Consider the following 15,304-nt stretch of genomic DNA (forward strand, 5'->3'; position numbering starts at 1 on the left):
CGGTGCGGCCCCGGGATCAGAGCAGCTCGGGCTCGGAGTCCTCGTCGCGGTTGCGCCAGGCCCAGTGCAGCACCAGGCCGAGGGTGACCAGCGCGATCGCGGCCTCGTCCGTCGCCCAGGCGACCACGCCGCCCACGAACTGGTCGCGGTGCAGGTCCGTCATCCACGGGAAGTCGAGGTAGAGGTACAGGCGCGAGCCGACGAGGCCGTCCATCGTCATGACGATGAGGGCGAAGACCATGGTGATCGGCATCATCGCGAGCAGCATGCCGATCCGCCCGATGAAGGGCAGCTCGCCCGGCACGGGGTCGATCTGGAACACCCGCCAGTAGAACAGGAACCCGGTGAACAGCAGCGCCGCGTAGATGGCCAGGTGGCCCCAGTGGAAGCGGCCGATGTTGTCGAAGAGCGGCGTGAAGTAGAGGCCGTAGAGCACCGCCGCGAAGAGGGCGAGCTGCACCACGGGCCGCATCAGGAACGCGAACGAGCGCGACTCCAGCACCATCGACAGCCACCGGGCGGGCGCACCCCGCAGCGTGTCCCGCATCAGGGTGATCGGCGCGCCCAGCAGGAGCAGGACCGGCACGATCGAGGTCATCAGCATGTGCACCACCATGTGCACGCTGAACATCGCGTTGGAGTAGGTGCGCAGACCGGAGCTGGTCAGGGTGAACAGCGCGGCGCAGCCCAGCAGGAACAGCACGGTGCGGTACCAGGGCCAGGACGTCGTGCGACGGACCAGCAGGAGGTATCCGACGGCGAGGGCGATCGCGAACGGGGCGATGTTGAGGTCCAGGCGCCAGTTGCCGACGAAGGCCATCGCGCTGGGCGGGTCCGGCAGGTTGTACCCCAGGAAGTTCTCCCCCACCGACGGCCGGCTGCGCAGGAACGGTGGCGGCGTCAGCTCCGAGGCCGCGATCGCCGTGCCGAACGCCGCGGTGAGCAGCGCCGCGGCGACGGGCAGCGCCCGCAACCAGTGCGCGGCGCCGGCGGCGAGCAGCAGCGCCGCGGTGGCGATCAGCAGTAGGCCGTACCAGGTGACCCACAGGTCCGAGCCCGGAGCCATGACCAGCGCGATCACGGCGCCGTTGATCAGCACGACACCCGCGTAGACCGGTCCGATCCAGCGGCGTTCGGGGCGCGCGGGCAGCCGGACCGCCGACCACAGGGCACCCAGCCACAGCGCGGCGACCACGCCGACGGTGGTCAGTGCGGCCGTCGTGTAGTCGTGGTCCCAGTTCTGCGCCTCGTTGGCCGTGACGATCGTCGCCAGCAGGCCGACGACGGCGGGCAGCAGGGTCCACAGGTGCGCGACCCAGGTGATCGCGGTGCGCAGGGCCACGTAGACGAGGACCGCGCAGACGAAGGAGACGATCCAGCCCTTGGCCGTCTCCGACGCGGAGATCAGGATCGTCAGGCCGCCGAGCCGGTAGGTGTCGACGAGGTTCTGCGCCGCGTTCTCCGCGGCGGCGAGGAAGACCATCGGGACCGAGACGACGGCCCAGACGGCCGCGTACCGTCGGGCCTGCAGCTGCGTGAGGTACCCGCGCAGGCCGAGCTCGCCGGTGTCGAGGGTCCGGGTGCGGAAGACGGCGTAGGCCACGGAGCCGAAGGTCAGCGCGGCGGCCACCGTGCCGACCAGGCGGCCGACGGCGGCGCCGTAGGCGGTGAGCGCACCCGGGTAGGTGTTGCCGTTGACGAGGTAGCGCAGTTCGCCCTCGCTGGCGACCAGCCAGATCACCACCGCGACGGCGGCGACGGAGCCGACGACCAGCGCCGCGATGCCGCCCGCACGGGGGGCGCCGGGAGATCCCCCGGTCATCGCAGCGGCGTCGGACTCCTGCGCCACCGTCGTCAAGTTACTTCGCGTCCTTGATCTTCTTCACGGACTTGTCGAAGAACGAATCGAACTCGCCGCGGTCCGGGTCGCCGCCGAGCTTGGTGCCCTGCACCGCGACGGTGTAGCCGCGCAGCGAGGCCACCCCGACGAGCACCTTCTGGTGCACGGGGAACGAATCGGTGCCCTTGGTGCGGGTGCCGTCCAGGGCGATCTCGAAGGTGGCCTTCTGCGTATCGGAGGCGACCTCCTTGGTGATGGCGCGCACCTTGATGGTGCCGCCCCGGGGGTCGCCGGTCTCGATGGTGACGTCCGAGCACAGCTTGAGCAGGCCGACCTTGAGGGTGTCGACGTCCGCGTCCTTCGCGACGAGCGTCTCGCTCAGCGACTTGCGGTCCTTGTCGTGCACACCGGCGACGGTGTCCCCGTCGCCCTGCCCCTTGGCGGCGGTCAGGATGTTCTTGCACTCGGGCGGGTTCACCTTCGCGGAGGCCGCGAGGGTCAGCGGATCAGCACCGAGCTCGTTGGCGAGCCGCTGCTGCGGGGCCGGGACCACGATGTAGTCGCTCGGGAAGTCGCTGGAGTTGAGCAGCAGCTCGGCCGCCGGCGCGGTGGGCTTGGTGGTGGTGTCGGGGTCGGCCATGGCGACGCCTCCGCTCATGCCGACGACCAGTGCGGTCGTGGCGGTGAGGGTGGCGGCGCGGCGCAGGCCCGCTCGCTTGAGGTCAGTCTTCGCGTTCATCGAATCCTCTATCCGTTCTCGGCAGTCCGGTGTTACCGCGCGGTCCGGCGACGAAGCGCGATCCAGCTCAGGGCGGCCACGGCCACCGCGATCTCCGCCGCGGCGAAGACGATCATCAAGGTCATCCACGGCTGCATCGCACCCATCGAGTGGCCCATCGCGCCCATGTCCATCCCCGGCATCGAGTGGTCCATCCCGGCCATGCCGGAGTCCATCGCCGACATCAGCACGGGGTGCAGCGCGATCATGATCGCGCCCATCGCGGCGGTCAGCAGCCAGGCCTTCACCGTGGGGTTGCGGAACAGGCACACCGAGCAGTGCGCGCAACCGATCAGCATCGCGGCGACGAGGATCGAGACGACCCAGCTCTTCTCGCCGAGCATCGGCAGATGCACGAGCGACGTGGCGAGGGCGACGGCGGCGCCGGCCCAGCCCCAGAGACGGGTGGTGCGCGACATCTCGGCGGTATCCGCATGCTTGTGCATCACGCGGGCCATCCTACCTGGGATTTCGCGGTGGGCGGAATCCCCGTCCGCCCCGTGACCGCGGGCACGTCGGGCGGGCGCCGCGGCTTGACCGTCGCCCGGCGGAAGTGATCGACTGGGCCCAGGTAACCGGCGTTAGGAAACCAGCGCTTCAGCAACCGACCGATCGGAACGGATCCGTCATGAACGCGAAGCCCCTGGCCGCCGCGGCCGCCGCCCTCGTCGCCGCGAGCGCCCTCACCGCCTGCGGTGCGAGCGACGATCAGCAGGACAGCTCCATCGCCTTCTCCCCCGTCGCGGGCGACGAGTTCACCGCGAACCCCGGCGCGTGGCAGACCGACGGCGTACCCGTGCCGGAGGAGAAGGTGGTGATGGTCGGCGACCCCGTCGCCGCGCAGGCCGTCGCGAACGCCGGGCTGGAGCAGGGCACCGTCACCGCGAGCTCCGAGGGCACCACCGTCTACTACCCGATGGCGCCGCCCGTACCGGGCCTGCCCGTCGCGCCGCAGGAGGTCGCGCCTCCGCCGCCGCAGCTCACCCGTCCCGCGAACACCCGGCCCTGGAACTACACGCCGCACCAGATCAGCGTCTACCGGCAGATCTGCGCGACGGGCGAGTGGAACGGCTGGAGCGCCGGGCCCGAGGTGCAGTCGCAGACCTGCTGGACCGTGTACGGGCGCCAGCTCGGCGTGCGGCCCTGGCATCCCGGCGAGCCGAAGCCGTGGGAGCGGGCCTCCTGGCCGACTCCCTGGTTCGAGGACGGCTTCCGCTCCGATCACCCCGTGGCCTGGGTGTATCCCCGGGACTGGCGCCGCCCGCGGCCGCAGCCCATCATCTCCGTCTCGATCGGGCTCAACGTCCCGCACAACCCGCACGCCCGCCCGAATCCCCGCTTCCGCGACGACGCCTTCCAGCCGGTGTGGGCCGTCACGCCCGGCCGGCCCGTTGCGGCCCGCAACCAGGCCCGGGTGGTCCCGCCGTGGCTGGCCTACGACCCGTCGCCGACGGTGCGCTACATCCCGCCGCCCGTCTTCCCGGGGACGGTGCTCGCGGCGGTGCCGGCCTCGGGTCGCGCCGACGTCGTGACCGCGCTGCCCGGCGGCGACGGCGAGTGGAACCCGAACCCGGACCGGACGGTGCTGGGGCCCTCCGCGCGGGCGCTCGCCGGGGCGGCCGTCTACAACGGCACCCGCGCCGACGTGGTGCGCGCCCTGGGCGAGGACGTGGACGTCACCGTCGCGACGAGCCGCAGCCGCCCGTCGGCGACCAGCACGACCAGCACGACGACGTCCGACAGCAGCACCGAGACCACCTCGACGACCCGGACCACCGACTCCGGCACCGGCGGCATCGGCAACGGCAACGGCACGACGACGCGGACCACCGACCGCACGACCGCCACGACGACGACCGCCTCGGAGAAGCCGTCGACGACCGGGCGCACCACGTCGGCGACCACGACGACCCAACCGGAGACGACCGCACCGTCGACGACCCGGACCACCACGACCGCGCCGAGGACGACCACGACCACGGCGCCCGTCACGACGACCCGGGCGCAGGAGCCCACCACCACCACGACGACGCCGGTCACGCGGACGACGACGAAGCCCGCGACGACGACCACGACGACCACGCCGGCGCGCTGAGCGCGCTCCGGGCTAGATCCGGCGGGCGAGACCCACGCGGGCGAGGGTGCCGGCCAGGCGCAGCGTCCGGCCGAGCTGGCGCGGGGAGGCCATCACGGTGCGCTTGTGCCGGTGGCCGGGGGCCGCGACGGGCTTGCCGTCGAGGCGATCGGCGAGCCAGCCCAGCAGCAGGGGCGCCGACAGGAAGTGCATCGAGAAGTGGTCGCTCCACTGGTCGGTGACGAACTCGACGTGCGTGCCGCCCGCGGCGTACCGGCCGACGTGGGCCTGCGCGTCCGAGGCCGGGGAGATCTGGTCCTTGGTGGACTGCACCACGAGCATCGGCACCGTGGGCGCGGACTGCCCGGGCCGGATGTCGTCGAAGATCTCCAGCAGCTCGGGCAGCCGCGCGACCTCGTCGAAGGTCAGCTCTGGGCAGTAGTAGCCGAAGTCCTTGTGCGCCATCTTGCGGATGGCCCGCTCGGGCGACCACTCGAGGGCGTCCTCGTAGAACAGCTTGCGGCCCTTGTCGTCGACGTGCTCGGCCAGCACCTCCCGGAGCGTGGGGTACTCGCGGGCGAGCGCGGCGATCACCAGGGTCGGCAGGCCCGTGAACAGCGTGTTGTTCAGGTAGACGAACACATTGCCCGGGTCGGAGACGGGCGCGCCCACGGCCCCGGCGATCAGGTTCAGCTCGGGGGCGTACGACGGTGCGATCTCCGCCGCCCAGGAGGTGGCGAGGCCGCCGCCGGAGTAGCCCCACACGCCGAGCCGGGTGTCGGGAGCGAGACCGAAGGGCTCGTGCGCGAGCGCGGCGCGCAGGCCGTCGAGCACCATGTAGCCGGGCTCGCGGGGGATGCCCCAGCGCCCCGCCTGGCCGCCGTGGTCGGGCACGGAGACCGTCCAGCCCTTGGCGACGGCCGCCGCGATGAACAGGTACTCGATCTGCGGGAACGAGGCGTCCTCGCAGCGGACGCCGTGCTGCAGCACGTACGAGGGGAAGGTCTTGGGGTGCAGCGAGTCGATCGCGCACTGGTAGGAGACCAGCGGCGCCCCCGGCTGAGCGCCCCGCAGCGGGCTGATCACCGTGGTCACGGTGACCTCGGGCTCGCCGTGCATGTTCACCGTGCGGTAGAGCAGCTGCGTCGCGCGCACCTTCTGCTTGATCCGGCCGAGGAAGCCGATGCTCACGTCGCGGTACCGCAGCACGGTGCCCTCGGGTGCGTCCTCGAAGCCCGACGGGGCGTCGAAGAACGGGTCGATGCCCACCATCTGCGGCTCCGCGGGTGCGGGCCACTGCTCGGCGAGCTCCGTGCGGTTCTGCACAGCCGTCATGTCGCGTCCTCCTGATCGGGCGTTCGGGGCGACACTACACGCAGTTGGGACAGATCCGAATAATTTGTCCCATCACGGTTCGGTCGCGACGGCCGGCCGGTCCCACGACCTGCACGATCCCGCCCCGCATGAACATCCGGTGAATCCCGTCGCGACGGCATCCGCAACCGCTAATCTTCAGTTCGCTTGATGACTGATTGAGGTAACGACATGACACCTGGCGACCGGGTACAGCTGCGCGACGAACTGCTCGGCTTCGGAACGGTGCTCAGCACCGACGACGAGGCGGTGTCCGTCAAATTGGACGACGGCCGCGCGGTCGCCGTGGACCGCGGAGCCCTCGTCCTGCTCTGAGGCCGTCAGGAACCGGCCGTGGCCAGCATCAACAGCGTGGCCCGCATCGATTCGATCACCGGCTCGGTCGCGATCGTGGGATCGATCGCGCGCTGGATCCCGAGCCCGATACCCGCCGAGAGCAGCAGCTCCGCCGCGGATTCGAGTGTGCCGCGCAGCTGCTCGACGGTCTGCTCGTCGCCGCCGGATTCGCCGCGCACCAGATCGACCAGCATCTCCACCACGGTGCGCCGGGCCTCGGTGCGCAGTTCGACGATCATCGCCAGGAGGTCGGGATCGTTCCGGGCGACGGTGATGAACTCGAGCTCGAGCATCGTCCAGCCCACGTCGCCGGCGGTGCGCTGGACCCAGTCGGCGAGCAGCTCGACCCGCTCGTGCAGGTCGCCGTGGCCGGTGACCACGTCGGCGAGCTCGCCGATCTTCTCCGCGTGGATGGCCTGCAGGACCTCCCGGCACAGGTTCGGCTTGTCCACGAAGTTCGAGTACACCGCGCCCTTGGAGTACCCGGCGCGGTCGGCGATGTCCTCCAGGCCGGCGGCCGCGTAACCGACCTCGAGGAACCGATCGCGCGCAGCGGCGAGCAGATCGGCGCGCGTCTGCGCGCGTTGCTCCACCCTGGTCAGCCTGGCCACGGGAGAAGACTACGCGAACAGGTATTCAAAAACTGCGAGTATTCGGATACTGTCGGTCGCACCTGATCGAAAGGATCCACCATGGCCCTCTTCGGCCCCTCCCGCGACCACCTCGCCCGGATCGACGGTGCGCTCGTGGTCATCACCGGCGGCGCCCGCGGCATCGGCGCCGCCACCGCCCGGCTCTTCGCGCAGTACGGAGCCCGGGTCGTGCTGGCCGACGTCGACCTCGACGTCGCGCAGGCCACCGCCGCGACCATCCCCGGCGCGCGGGCGGTGCACCTCGACGTCACCGACCGCGCCTCCTGGTCCGCGCTGATCGACGCACTCGACGGCCCCGTCGACGTGCTGGTCAACAACGCAGGCGTGATGCCGCTCGGGCACTTCGACGAGGAGCCCGAGGCCACCACCGACCTCATCCTCGACGTCAACGTGCGCGGCATGCTCAGCGGGATGCGCGCCGCGATTCCGGGGATGGTCGCGGCGGGCGGCGGTCACGTCGTCAACGTCGCCTCGATGGCCGGCATGATCCCGATCCCGGGCATGGTCACCTACAACGCGAGCAAGTTCGCCGCGCTCGGCGCCTCGCTCGCCGCGCGCCGCGAGTACGAGGTCGACGGTGTCGCGGTGTGCGCCGTCCTCCCCTCGGCCGTGCGCACCGAGCTCTCGTCCGGCGCGCAGCTCGGCGGCGCGCTCCCCACCGTCGACCCGGAGGACGTCGCCGCCGCGATCCTCGACACCCTGCGCACCCGCGCGGCCCGCACGTCCGTGCCGAAGTGGGTCGCGCCCGGCTGGAGCCTGGTGGAGGCCTTCGTCCCCGAGCCGGTCGAGCGCCTGGCCCGCAAGCTCGCCGGCGATCGGCGCGGCCTCGATCTCGACGCCGCGGCCCGCAAGGCCTACACCGACCGCATCTCCCGGCAGGCCGGCGATCACGCCGCGGCGCGCGAGGAGGCGCAGCGGTGAGCCGCGCACTCGTCATCGGCTGCGGCGGCACCATCGGCGGCGCGTGGACCATCGCCGCGCTGGCCGCGCTCGAGGAGCGACTGGGCTGGGACGTGCGCGACGCCGACGTCCTGCAGGGCACCTCCGCCGGCTCGGAGATCATCACCGCGCTGCAGGCCTTCTCCGTGCAGGATCTCGTCGCCATGCAGGAGGGCCGCGCGGAATCGCCCGTGCTGCAGCATCATCTGGCCGCCACCCCGGCGCCGCTGCCGCGCGTCCCGTTCTCACTGCCGTCGGACCCGTCCACGCTGTGGACCCGCCGCGGCGGCCACGCCCCGCTCACCGGCGTCGCCCCGCGCGGCCGCGGGGACGCCACCTGGCTGCAGGAGCTGGCCGACGCCACCGTCGGCCCCGGCGCCCTCGTGCCCCCGAAGGCCCGGCTGGTGGCGTACGAACCCGCCACCGGGGAGCGGGTCGCCTTCGGCGCTCCGGGTGCCCCGAAAGCCACGGCGGGTGAGGCGCTCCGGGCGTCCTGGGCGATCCCCGCCTGGATGCCCCCGGTGGAGATCGAGGGCCGCACCTTCGTCGACGGCGGCGCCGCGTCGACCGCCTCGGTCGATCTCGTCGGCCCGGAGGACGCCGACGAGATCGTCGCCGTGGTCTCCATGGCCTCGGCGCCCGGCGTGCGCGGGCCGGGCCTCGGTGGCCTGCTCGAGTACGGCGTTCTGCGCCGCCCCATGTCCCAGGTCTTCTGGACGGAGGTGGCGATCGCGCGGGCTCGGGGGCAGAAGGTCACCGTCATCGCGCCCGACGGTGCCGATCTCGCCGGCCTCGGCCCCAACTTCATGGCCCGCGGCAAGCGCGCGGAGGCGTTCGCCGCAGCGCGGCGCACCGCCCCGGACGCCGTCCGGCGGGGACTGGAGGAGGCACGATGACCGAGCCCCGCATCGTGGTCATCGGCGCCGGCGTCGCCGGCATCTCGACCGCACACGTGCTGCAGGAGCAGGGATTCACCGACTGGGTGGTGCTGGAGAAGGGCGCCGACGTGGGCGGCGTGTGGTTCTGGAACCACTACCCCGGACTCACCTGCGACGTGCCCTCGCAGATCTATCAGTTCGCCTTCGCCCCCAAGGCCGACTGGGAGAAGATCTGGGCCACCGGGCCGCAGATCCAGCGCTACCACCGCGACGTGGTCGAGCAACTGGGCCTGGCCGACCGGATCCGCTGCAACACCGAGGTTCTCGCCGCCGAGTTCGACGATGCCTCCGCCACCTGGACGCTGACGCTGAACACGGGCGAGACTATGGTCGCCGACTTCGTCGTCTGTGCCACCGGCGTGCTGCACAACCCCGCGATCCCCGACATCGAGGGCCTCGCCGATTTCGACGGCGACGTGGTGCACACCGCCCGGTGGGACGATTCCTTGGTCACGGACGGCCGGCGGATCGCGGTGATCGGCACCGGATCGACCGGCGTGCAGGTGGTCTCGGCGCTGCAGCCGACGGCGAAGCACCTCACGCACTTCGTCCGCTCCCCGCAGTGGGTGCTGTGGGCGCCCATGCGACTGCCGCAGATCGGTCTCGTCTCCGAGCTGTTCCGCCGCGCGCCCACGGTTCTCGATCAGGTGCACCAGGGCCTGCTCTGGGGCTCGGGCATCCTCGCCGACGTCGTCACGAGACCGTCGTGGCGGCGCCGTGCGGTGCAGGCCTACGCGCGACTCTCGCTGCGCGCCCAGGTGCCGTCGTCGATGCGGAAGGACCTGACACCCGACTACGAGCCGCTGTGCAAGCGCCAGGTGGTCTCCGGCACGTACTACTCAGCGCTCAAGGCGCGCAACGCCTCTCTGGTCACGAGTGATATCGAGCGGATCGAGCCGACGGGCGTGCGCACCGCCGACGGGACGCTGCACGAGGCGGACGTGCTGGTGCTCGCCACCGGTTTCCGCGCGCACGACTACATGCGGCCCATGCGGGTCACCGGGCGCGACGGGGTCGAGCTCGACGACGCCTGGGCCGACGGTCCGCGGGCCTACCGCATGACGGCGATCCCGGGCTTCCCCAACCTGTTCACCGTGCTCGGCCCCAATTCGCCGACGGGCTCGATCTCCCTGCAGTTCTCCGCCGATCTCACGGCGAAGTACATCGCGCAGTGGTTCGACCGGTTCCGCCGCGGCGAGGTCAGGCAGGTCGAGGTCACCGAGGAGGCGACGGCGGAGTTCAACCGCCAGGTGGCCGAGGCGATGGGGCCGACGGTGTGGAACACCGGCTGCAACTCCTGGTACTTCACCGAGGGCGGGTCCATCGACCTGTGGCCCTTCGACCGGAAGACCATGGTGCGCATGCTCTCGACGCCCGACGACGCGGACTTCCGCGTGCGACGGTCCGTCGAGCGCGCCTGACACGGGGGGCGCGCGGGGCGCGGAGGCGCTGCGGCGTCCCCGCGCCCCGTCAGGGCGTCACGATGGAGAAGCCCGGATCCGGATCGTCGACGACCGAACGGAGCGTCGAGAGCGGCTCGGCCGGACCCACGACCCGAAGCCGCCCGGAACCGGCCAGATCGGCGACGTCCGCCCCACCGAGCACCTGCGCCAGCACGGGTTTCGTCAGCTGCACCGTCGTGGTCGCCGCGGGCAGGCCCTCGTACTCCGCAGTGGCGAAGTGCGTGAAGACGCCGTTGCGGAGCTCGGTGCGGTACACCTCCCCCGGCCCGTCGGTGATCTCCCAGTCGATGACGGACTCGACGTCCCAGGCCCGGCGTCCGTCGATCCGCAGCGCCACGGCGTCGAAGAGCTGCGGGACCGTGAGGGCCGCGGTCAGCGTCGGCGTGCTCACCACGGCGGAGGGCGGGATCTTCCCGTGCCGCAGTTCGTGCGCACCGGTGAGGTAGAAGTTGCGCCAGGTCGCGCTCTCGCTGGCGTAGGCCAATTGCTCGAAGGTGGCGGCCTGCAGGCGTTTCGCCGTCTCGTTCGCCTCGTCGGCGAAGATGACGTAGTCGTTCACCTGCGCCGCCCAGCGGAAGTCACCGTCGTCGTACGCCTTCTGCGCGACCTGCAGCGCCGCGTCGGCGCCACCCATCGCCGCCACGTGCCGCTTCGCCCCCTCCACCGGCGGGTGCTCCCACAGGTGCGCGGGGTTACCGTCGAACCAGCCCATGTACCGCTGGTAGATCGCCTTGACGTTGTGGCTGACCGTGCCGTAGTAGCCGCGGGTGGACCACGCCTTCTCCAGGGCGGGCGGCAGCACCATCCGCTCGGCGATCTCGCTGCCGACGTGGCCCTGGTTGAGCATCCGCAGCGTCTGATCGTGCAGGTAGGAGTAGACGTCGCGCTGCGCCCCGAGGAACCGCACGACCTCGTCGGTCCCCCACGTGGGCCAGTGGTGCGCACCGAAGCACACGTCCACCCGGCGGCCGTAGCGGTTGATCGTCTCGGTCAGGTACCGCGCCCAGACGCGGGCGTCGCGCACGAGCGCGCCGCGCAGGGTGAGCACGTTGTGCAGGGTGTGGGAAGCGTTCTCCGCCACGAAGAGTGCGCGCATCTCCGGCAGGTGGACGTTCATCTCCGCGGGCGCCTCGGTGCCGGGCGTCATCTGGAACTCCATCGTCACGCCGTCCACCGTCTCGATCCGCCCCGTCCGGTCGATCGACACGGTCGGGGCGATCAGGCCCTTGTCGCCGAGTGAGGTCGTCTGGCCGAGCCCGGTGCCGACGGAGCCCTTCGGGCCCCGCGGGATCGCGGGGCCGAACATGTACGTCGACCGTCTCGTCATCGCCGTTCCGGCGTAGACGTTCTCGGCCACGGCCTCGTCCATGAAGCCCGCGGGTGCCAGGATCGCGCATCGACCGGCCGCCACGTCCTCCGCGGTGGTCACCCCCGGGACCCCGCCGAAGTGATCGATGTGGGAGTGGCTGTAGACCACACCGAGCACGGGCCGGTCCGCACCGCGCTGCGCCCGGTACAGCGCGAGGCCCGCGGCCGCGGTCTCCGCGGAGATGAGCGGGTCGATGATCACGATGCCCGTACGCCCCTCGATCACGGTCATCACCGACAGGTCGAAGCCGCGCAGCTGGTAGATGCCCGGCGCCACCTCGTAGAGGCCCTGCCGGATGTTCAGCTGCGACTGGCGCCACAGGCTGGGGTTCACGGAGGGCGGGCATTCACCGCGCAGGAAGCCGTAGGAATCCATGTCCCACACCGTTCTTCCGCGGGCGTCCTTGATGACCCCGCTCTCGGGGCCGCGCAGGAAGCCCCGGTCGGCTGCGGCGAAGTCCGCCGTGTCGGAGAAGGGCAGCGCCTCGCGGACCCTCCGGTTGGCCTCGATCACGTGCTTCGTCGGATCCGTCTGCGCGGCGGGCGGATCGACCCGCACGCCGGTACCCGTCGAGCGCCCGTCCGAGGAGCACGCGGCGGTGCTCCCCACGCCGAGCGCCGCGAGGGCAGCGGCGCCGAGGCCGACGACGCGGCGGCGCGAGACGCCGGTCGGAGGGGTGTCGTGGGCGGTTCGTTCGTGCATGGCGTTCCTGGTTCGATCGCGACGGGGCGGCGGGAGTCGCCGCGCATGACTATTGCAGTATGACTGCAATAGTGGCGTCGCGCCAGGAATCGGCCACAATGGACGGGATACGTCGGCGGGACGGCCGCCCGCGCCCGCGGCGCGCAGCCGACGCCGAGCAGGAACGTCGAGCAGAGGAGAGCAGCGGATGTCCGAGGCACCCCCGCGCCGGCGCCGCAACCCCGAGCAGACGCGGGCCGCCCTGGTGACGAGCGCGTTGGCGCTGGTCACGGCGGGCTCCGGCGACCCGACGGCCAAGGAGGTCGCGGCGCACGCGGGAACCTCGGAGCGCAGCGTCTACGTCCACTTCCCCGTGCTCGACGACCTGCGGACCGCGGTGGCCGAGCGCCAGGCCGAGCTCGTCCGGGCGCTGGTCACCGCGATCGACCCGACCGGGCCGCTGGCCGACCGGATCGACGAGGCCGTCGCGCAGAGCATGGCGATCTACCGGTTGCAGCGCAACGTCCGGCCGGCGGGCCTGATCTCGGCGTTGCGGGTGCCGGCGATCGACGCCTCCATGGCCGGGACGGAGAGCCTGATCCGCGCGAACTGGGCCCGGACCTTCGAGCCCGAGCTGGCACGGTCGGACGACCCCGGCCTGCTCGACGCCGTCGACACCGCGCTCGCCTGGAGCACGATCTTCCACCTCATCGAGCGCAGGCGCCTGACCGAGGCCGCCTGCAACCGGACCCAGGCGCGCATGCTCGACGCGCTGTTCGGCACCGGCGCGGCCACGCCCTGACCGCGACCGTCCTGGCCCCGGCTCAGACCGCGGGCTGCTGCTGGGTGATGCAGTGGATGCCGCCGCCCCGGGCGAACAGCGGCCGCGCGTCGACGGTGACGATCTCCCGCCCCGGGTAGGCGGCGGCCAGGATCTCCACGGCCGCTTGATCGTTCGGATCGTCGAAGGAGCAGGCCACCACGGCGTCGTTGACGACGACGTGGTTGATGTAGCTGTAGTCGACGAACCCCTCGTCGTCGCGCAGCACCGTCGGGGCGGGCACGGACAGGACGTTCCAGCTGCGGCCCGCGGCGTCGGTCGACGTCGCGAACACCTCGCGCAGCGCGGCGCAGCGCTCGTGGTCCGGGTGCGACGGGTCGCGCTGATCGTGCAGGAGGACGGTGCCCGGCGACGGGATCGTCGCGACGATGTCGACGTGGCCGCGGGTGCCGTACGTGTCGGAGTCTCGGGCCAGCCCGAAGGGCAGCCACACGGCGTGCGTCGCGCCGATCGTGCGCGCCAGCTCCGCCTCGACCCGCGCCTTCGTCAGCCCCGGGTTGCGCCCCGGGTCCAGCTGGACGGTGTCGGTGAGCAGGACGGTCCCAGCACCGTCGACGTTGATTCCGCCGCCCTCGTTCACCAGCTCGGACCCGACGTACTCGGCGCCGGCGAGCTCGGCGACGCGGGCCCCGATCCGGCTGTCGCGGTCCCACCGCGCCCAGGACTGGCCGCCCCAGCCGTTGAAGACCCAATCGACGGCGCCGAGCCGGCCCGCCCCGTCGACCACGAAGGTGGGTCCGATGTCGCGCATCCACGCGTCGTTCAGCGGCGCCTCGACGACCTCCACCCGGTCCGACAGGTACCGCCCGGCCGCCTCCCGCTCGCCGGGATCGACCACGACGGTGACCGGCTGGAACTCCACGATCGCGTTGGCGACGGCCGCCCAGGTGGCGCGGGCGGCGTGCTGTTCCTCGGCCGTGTCGCCGAGCGAGTACCCGGCCGATGGGTAGGCCATCCAGGTGCGCGCCTGGGGCGCGGTCTCGGCCGGCATGCGCCACGTCATCGCGCGCCTCCCAGCGGGGAGCGGGCGGCGACGGGGTCCGTCAGCAGCCCGTAGGTGTCCGGGCGGCGGGTGGCGAGGAACGGGAAGAGCGTCAGCCAGTCGCGGCGCTGGTCCAGATCGAGATCGGCCACGAGGACGGCGGAGGCGTCGCGCGGCGCCTCGACGAGGACGCGGCCGTACGGATCCGAGATGAAGGAGCTGCCGTAGAAGGTGATCGCACCCTCGTTCCCCCACCGGTTGGGCACCACCATGAAGGTGCCGCTCGCGATCCCGTTGCCCACGATCACCTGCCGCCACAGCGGCGCGGTGTCGAACTCCGGGTGATCGGGCTCGGAGCCGATCGCCGTGGGGTACGCGATCACGTCCGCGCCGCCCAGCGAGTACGCGCGCGCCACCTCGGGGAACCACTCGTCCCAGCAGGTCGGCAGGCCGAATCGCGCGCCGCCCAGCTCCGGCGGCGCATGCACCGGGTAGGGGTCCGCCCCGTCGTCCGGGCCGGGGCCGCGCAGGAAGTAGGTGTCCTCGTAGTAGCCGGCGGTGACGGGGATGTGCAGCTTGCGGGTGCGCGCCAGCAGCTCCCCGGACGGGGAGACCATGATCGCCGTGTTGTAGCCCAGCGGTTCGGCGTCGGGGTGCCGCTCGTAGAGCGAGGCGTGCACCACCACGTCGTGCTCGCGGGCCGCGGCGGCCGCGAAGGTGAAGGTCGGCCCGGTCCGCAGGTCCTCGGCGAGCGCACTCGGCCGCTCCCCGCCCCGCTCGAAGGCCGGGTAGCGCAGCAGGGTGATCTCGGAGAGGAAGACGACCTGCGCACCGGCGGCGGCGGCGCGCCCGATCGCCGCGGTGAGCTCGGCGCGCAGCAGCTCCGCATCGTCGTGCCAGCGGTGCTGCACGAGCGCGACGCGCAGCGGAGCGCGGCCCGCGGGCTCCACGCGGGCGGGCGAGTCCGGGATCCCCGGCGCGACGATGAGCTCCATCTCGACTCCTTAATCGATACCCTTTCGATAAAAGATAGACC

Annotated in this window: 14 protein-coding genes; 6 read left to right on the plus strand and 8 right to left on the minus strand. The window is 71.9% G+C overall.

The window, feature by feature from the left end:
* Positions 1-16 precede the first annotated feature (16 nt).
* The 3 genes from BLQ62_RS22860 to BLQ62_RS22870 are packed head-to-tail and all read right to left on the minus strand — an operon-like array spanning position 17 to position 3,067.
* The gene (locus BLQ62_RS22860) at positions 17-1,849 is read right to left on the minus strand and encodes a cytochrome c oxidase assembly protein (protein ID WP_139184292.1); all 1,833 of its coding nucleotides are present in this window, start codon (positions 1,847-1,849) and stop codon (positions 17-19) included.
* Positions 1,850-1,859: 10 nt separating this feature from the next.
* Entirely contained in the window at positions 1,860-2,579 is a 720-nt protein-coding gene (locus BLQ62_RS22865; protein WP_068531943.1) for a hypothetical protein, read from the minus strand.
* A gap of 32 nt (positions 2,580-2,611) precedes the next feature.
* A complete protein-coding gene (locus BLQ62_RS22870; protein ID WP_133298521.1) occupies positions 2,612-3,067 on the minus strand; it encodes a hypothetical protein in 456 nt (151 codons plus the stop codon).
* Between the two features lie 179 nt (positions 3,068-3,246).
* On the opposite strand from BLQ62_RS22870, the gene BLQ62_RS23960 reads away from it, so the two are divergent.
* Entirely contained in the window at positions 3,247-4,713 is a 1,467-nt protein-coding gene (locus tag BLQ62_RS23960; RefSeq protein WP_068563806.1) for a hypothetical protein, read from the plus strand.
* 12 nt (positions 4,714-4,725) lie between these two features.
* On the opposite strand, the gene BLQ62_RS22880 is transcribed toward BLQ62_RS23960, so the two are convergent.
* Positions 4,726-6,027 carry a lipase family protein gene (locus BLQ62_RS22880; protein WP_068531937.1) on the minus strand — a complete coding sequence of 434 codons (1,302 nt, stop codon included), beginning with the start codon at positions 6,025-6,027 and terminating at the stop codon, positions 4,726-4,728.
* 210 nt (positions 6,028-6,237) lie between these two features.
* On the opposite strand from BLQ62_RS22880, the gene BLQ62_RS23965 reads away from it, so the two are divergent.
* The gene (locus BLQ62_RS23965) at positions 6,238-6,381 is read left to right on the plus strand and encodes a hypothetical protein (RefSeq protein ID WP_156483169.1); all 144 of its coding nucleotides are present in this window, start codon (positions 6,238-6,240) and stop codon (positions 6,379-6,381) included.
* Positions 6,382-6,386: 5 nt separating this feature from the next.
* Here the strand turns inward: BLQ62_RS23965 and BLQ62_RS22885 are convergent, their stop codons facing one another.
* The gene (locus tag BLQ62_RS22885; protein WP_068531934.1) at positions 6,387-7,013 is read right to left on the minus strand and encodes a TetR/AcrR family transcriptional regulator; all 627 of its coding nucleotides are present in this window, start codon (positions 7,011-7,013) and stop codon (positions 6,387-6,389) included.
* A gap of 81 nt (positions 7,014-7,094) precedes the next feature.
* On the opposite strand from BLQ62_RS22885, the gene BLQ62_RS22890 reads away from it, so the two are divergent.
* From BLQ62_RS22890 to BLQ62_RS22900, 3 genes are read left to right on the plus strand one after another with little or no spacing between them, the layout of a single operon-like run.
* Positions 7,095-7,976 (plus strand): SDR family oxidoreductase, encoded by an 882-nt coding sequence (locus tag BLQ62_RS22890; RefSeq protein ID WP_068531932.1) that lies wholly within the window; start codon positions 7,095-7,097, stop codon positions 7,974-7,976.
* Positions 7,973-8,890 carry a patatin-like phospholipase family protein gene (locus BLQ62_RS22895; RefSeq protein ID WP_068563804.1) on the plus strand — a complete coding sequence of 306 codons (918 nt, stop codon included), beginning with the start codon at positions 7,973-7,975 and terminating at the stop codon, positions 8,888-8,890. Before BLQ62_RS22890 ends, BLQ62_RS22895 begins: the two co-directional genes overlap by 4 nt.
* Positions 8,887-10,353: a flavin-containing monooxygenase gene (locus BLQ62_RS22900; RefSeq protein ID WP_068563801.1), complete on the plus strand. Its 1,467-nt coding sequence runs from the start codon at positions 8,887-8,889 to the stop codon at positions 10,351-10,353. Before BLQ62_RS22895 ends, BLQ62_RS22900 begins: the two co-directional genes overlap by 4 nt.
* Before the next feature lie 49 nt (positions 10,354-10,402).
* Here BLQ62_RS22900 and BLQ62_RS22905 read toward each other — a convergent pair whose 3' ends face one another.
* Positions 10,403-12,466, minus strand: coding sequence for an alkyl/aryl-sulfatase (locus BLQ62_RS22905; RefSeq protein WP_082756153.1), 2,064 nt, complete (start codon positions 12,464-12,466; stop codon positions 10,403-10,405).
* Between the two features lie 187 nt (positions 12,467-12,653).
* Between BLQ62_RS22905 and BLQ62_RS22910 the strand changes: the two genes are divergently transcribed.
* The gene (locus tag BLQ62_RS22910; RefSeq protein ID WP_176582427.1) at positions 12,654-13,247 is read left to right on the plus strand and encodes a TetR/AcrR family transcriptional regulator; all 594 of its coding nucleotides are present in this window, start codon (positions 12,654-12,656) and stop codon (positions 13,245-13,247) included.
* 22 nt (positions 13,248-13,269) lie between these two features.
* Here the strand turns inward: BLQ62_RS22910 and BLQ62_RS22915 are convergent, their stop codons facing one another.
* Together BLQ62_RS22915 and BLQ62_RS22920 are read right to left on the minus strand one after the other, a co-directional pair.
* On the minus strand, positions 13,270-14,289 hold the full coding sequence (locus BLQ62_RS22915; protein WP_068563799.1) for an agmatine deiminase family protein: 1,020 nt from the start codon (positions 14,287-14,289) through the stop codon (positions 13,270-13,272).
* Positions 14,286-15,263: a nitrilase-related carbon-nitrogen hydrolase gene (locus BLQ62_RS22920; protein ID WP_068563797.1), complete on the minus strand. Its 978-nt coding sequence runs from the start codon at positions 15,261-15,263 to the stop codon at positions 14,286-14,288. Before BLQ62_RS22920 ends, BLQ62_RS22915 begins: the two co-directional genes overlap by 4 nt.
* Between the last annotated feature and the right edge of the window lie 41 nt (positions 15,264-15,304).

This window comes from Tsukamurella pulmonis (genome assembly GCF_900103175.1).
Lineage (GTDB): Bacteria > Actinomycetota > Actinomycetes > Mycobacteriales > Mycobacteriaceae > Tsukamurella > Tsukamurella pulmonis.

Coding starts and splice junctions, on each gene's coding strand:
- BLQ62_RS23960 (WP_068563806.1), top strand. CDS start 3,247: ATGAACGCGAAGCCCCTGGCCGCCGCGGCCGCCGCCCTCGTCGCCGCG.
- BLQ62_RS22905 (WP_082756153.1), bottom strand. CDS start 12,466: ATGCACGAACGAACCGCCCACGACACCCCTCCGACCGGCGTCTCGCGC.
- BLQ62_RS22880 (WP_068531937.1), bottom strand. CDS start 6,027: ATGACGGCTGTGCAGAACCGCACGGAGCTCGCCGAGCAGTGGCCCGCA.
- BLQ62_RS22920 (WP_068563797.1), bottom strand. CDS start 15,263: ATGGAGCTCATCGTCGCGCCGGGGATCCCGGACTCGCCCGCCCGCGTG.
- BLQ62_RS22865 (WP_068531943.1), bottom strand. CDS start 2,579: ATGAACGCGAAGACTGACCTCAAGCGAGCGGGCCTGCGCCGCGCCGCC.
- BLQ62_RS22910 (WP_176582427.1), top strand. CDS start 12,654: ATGTCCGAGGCACCCCCGCGCCGGCGCCGCAACCCCGAGCAGACGCGG.
- BLQ62_RS22915 (WP_068563799.1), bottom strand. CDS start 14,289: ATGACGTGGCGCATGCCGGCCGAGACCGCGCCCCAGGCGCGCACCTGG.
- BLQ62_RS22890 (WP_068531932.1), top strand. CDS start 7,095: ATGGCCCTCTTCGGCCCCTCCCGCGACCACCTCGCCCGGATCGACGGT.
- BLQ62_RS22900 (WP_068563801.1), top strand. CDS start 8,887: ATGACCGAGCCCCGCATCGTGGTCATCGGCGCCGGCGTCGCCGGCATC.
- BLQ62_RS23965 (WP_156483169.1), top strand. CDS start 6,238: ATGACACCTGGCGACCGGGTACAGCTGCGCGACGAACTGCTCGGCTTC.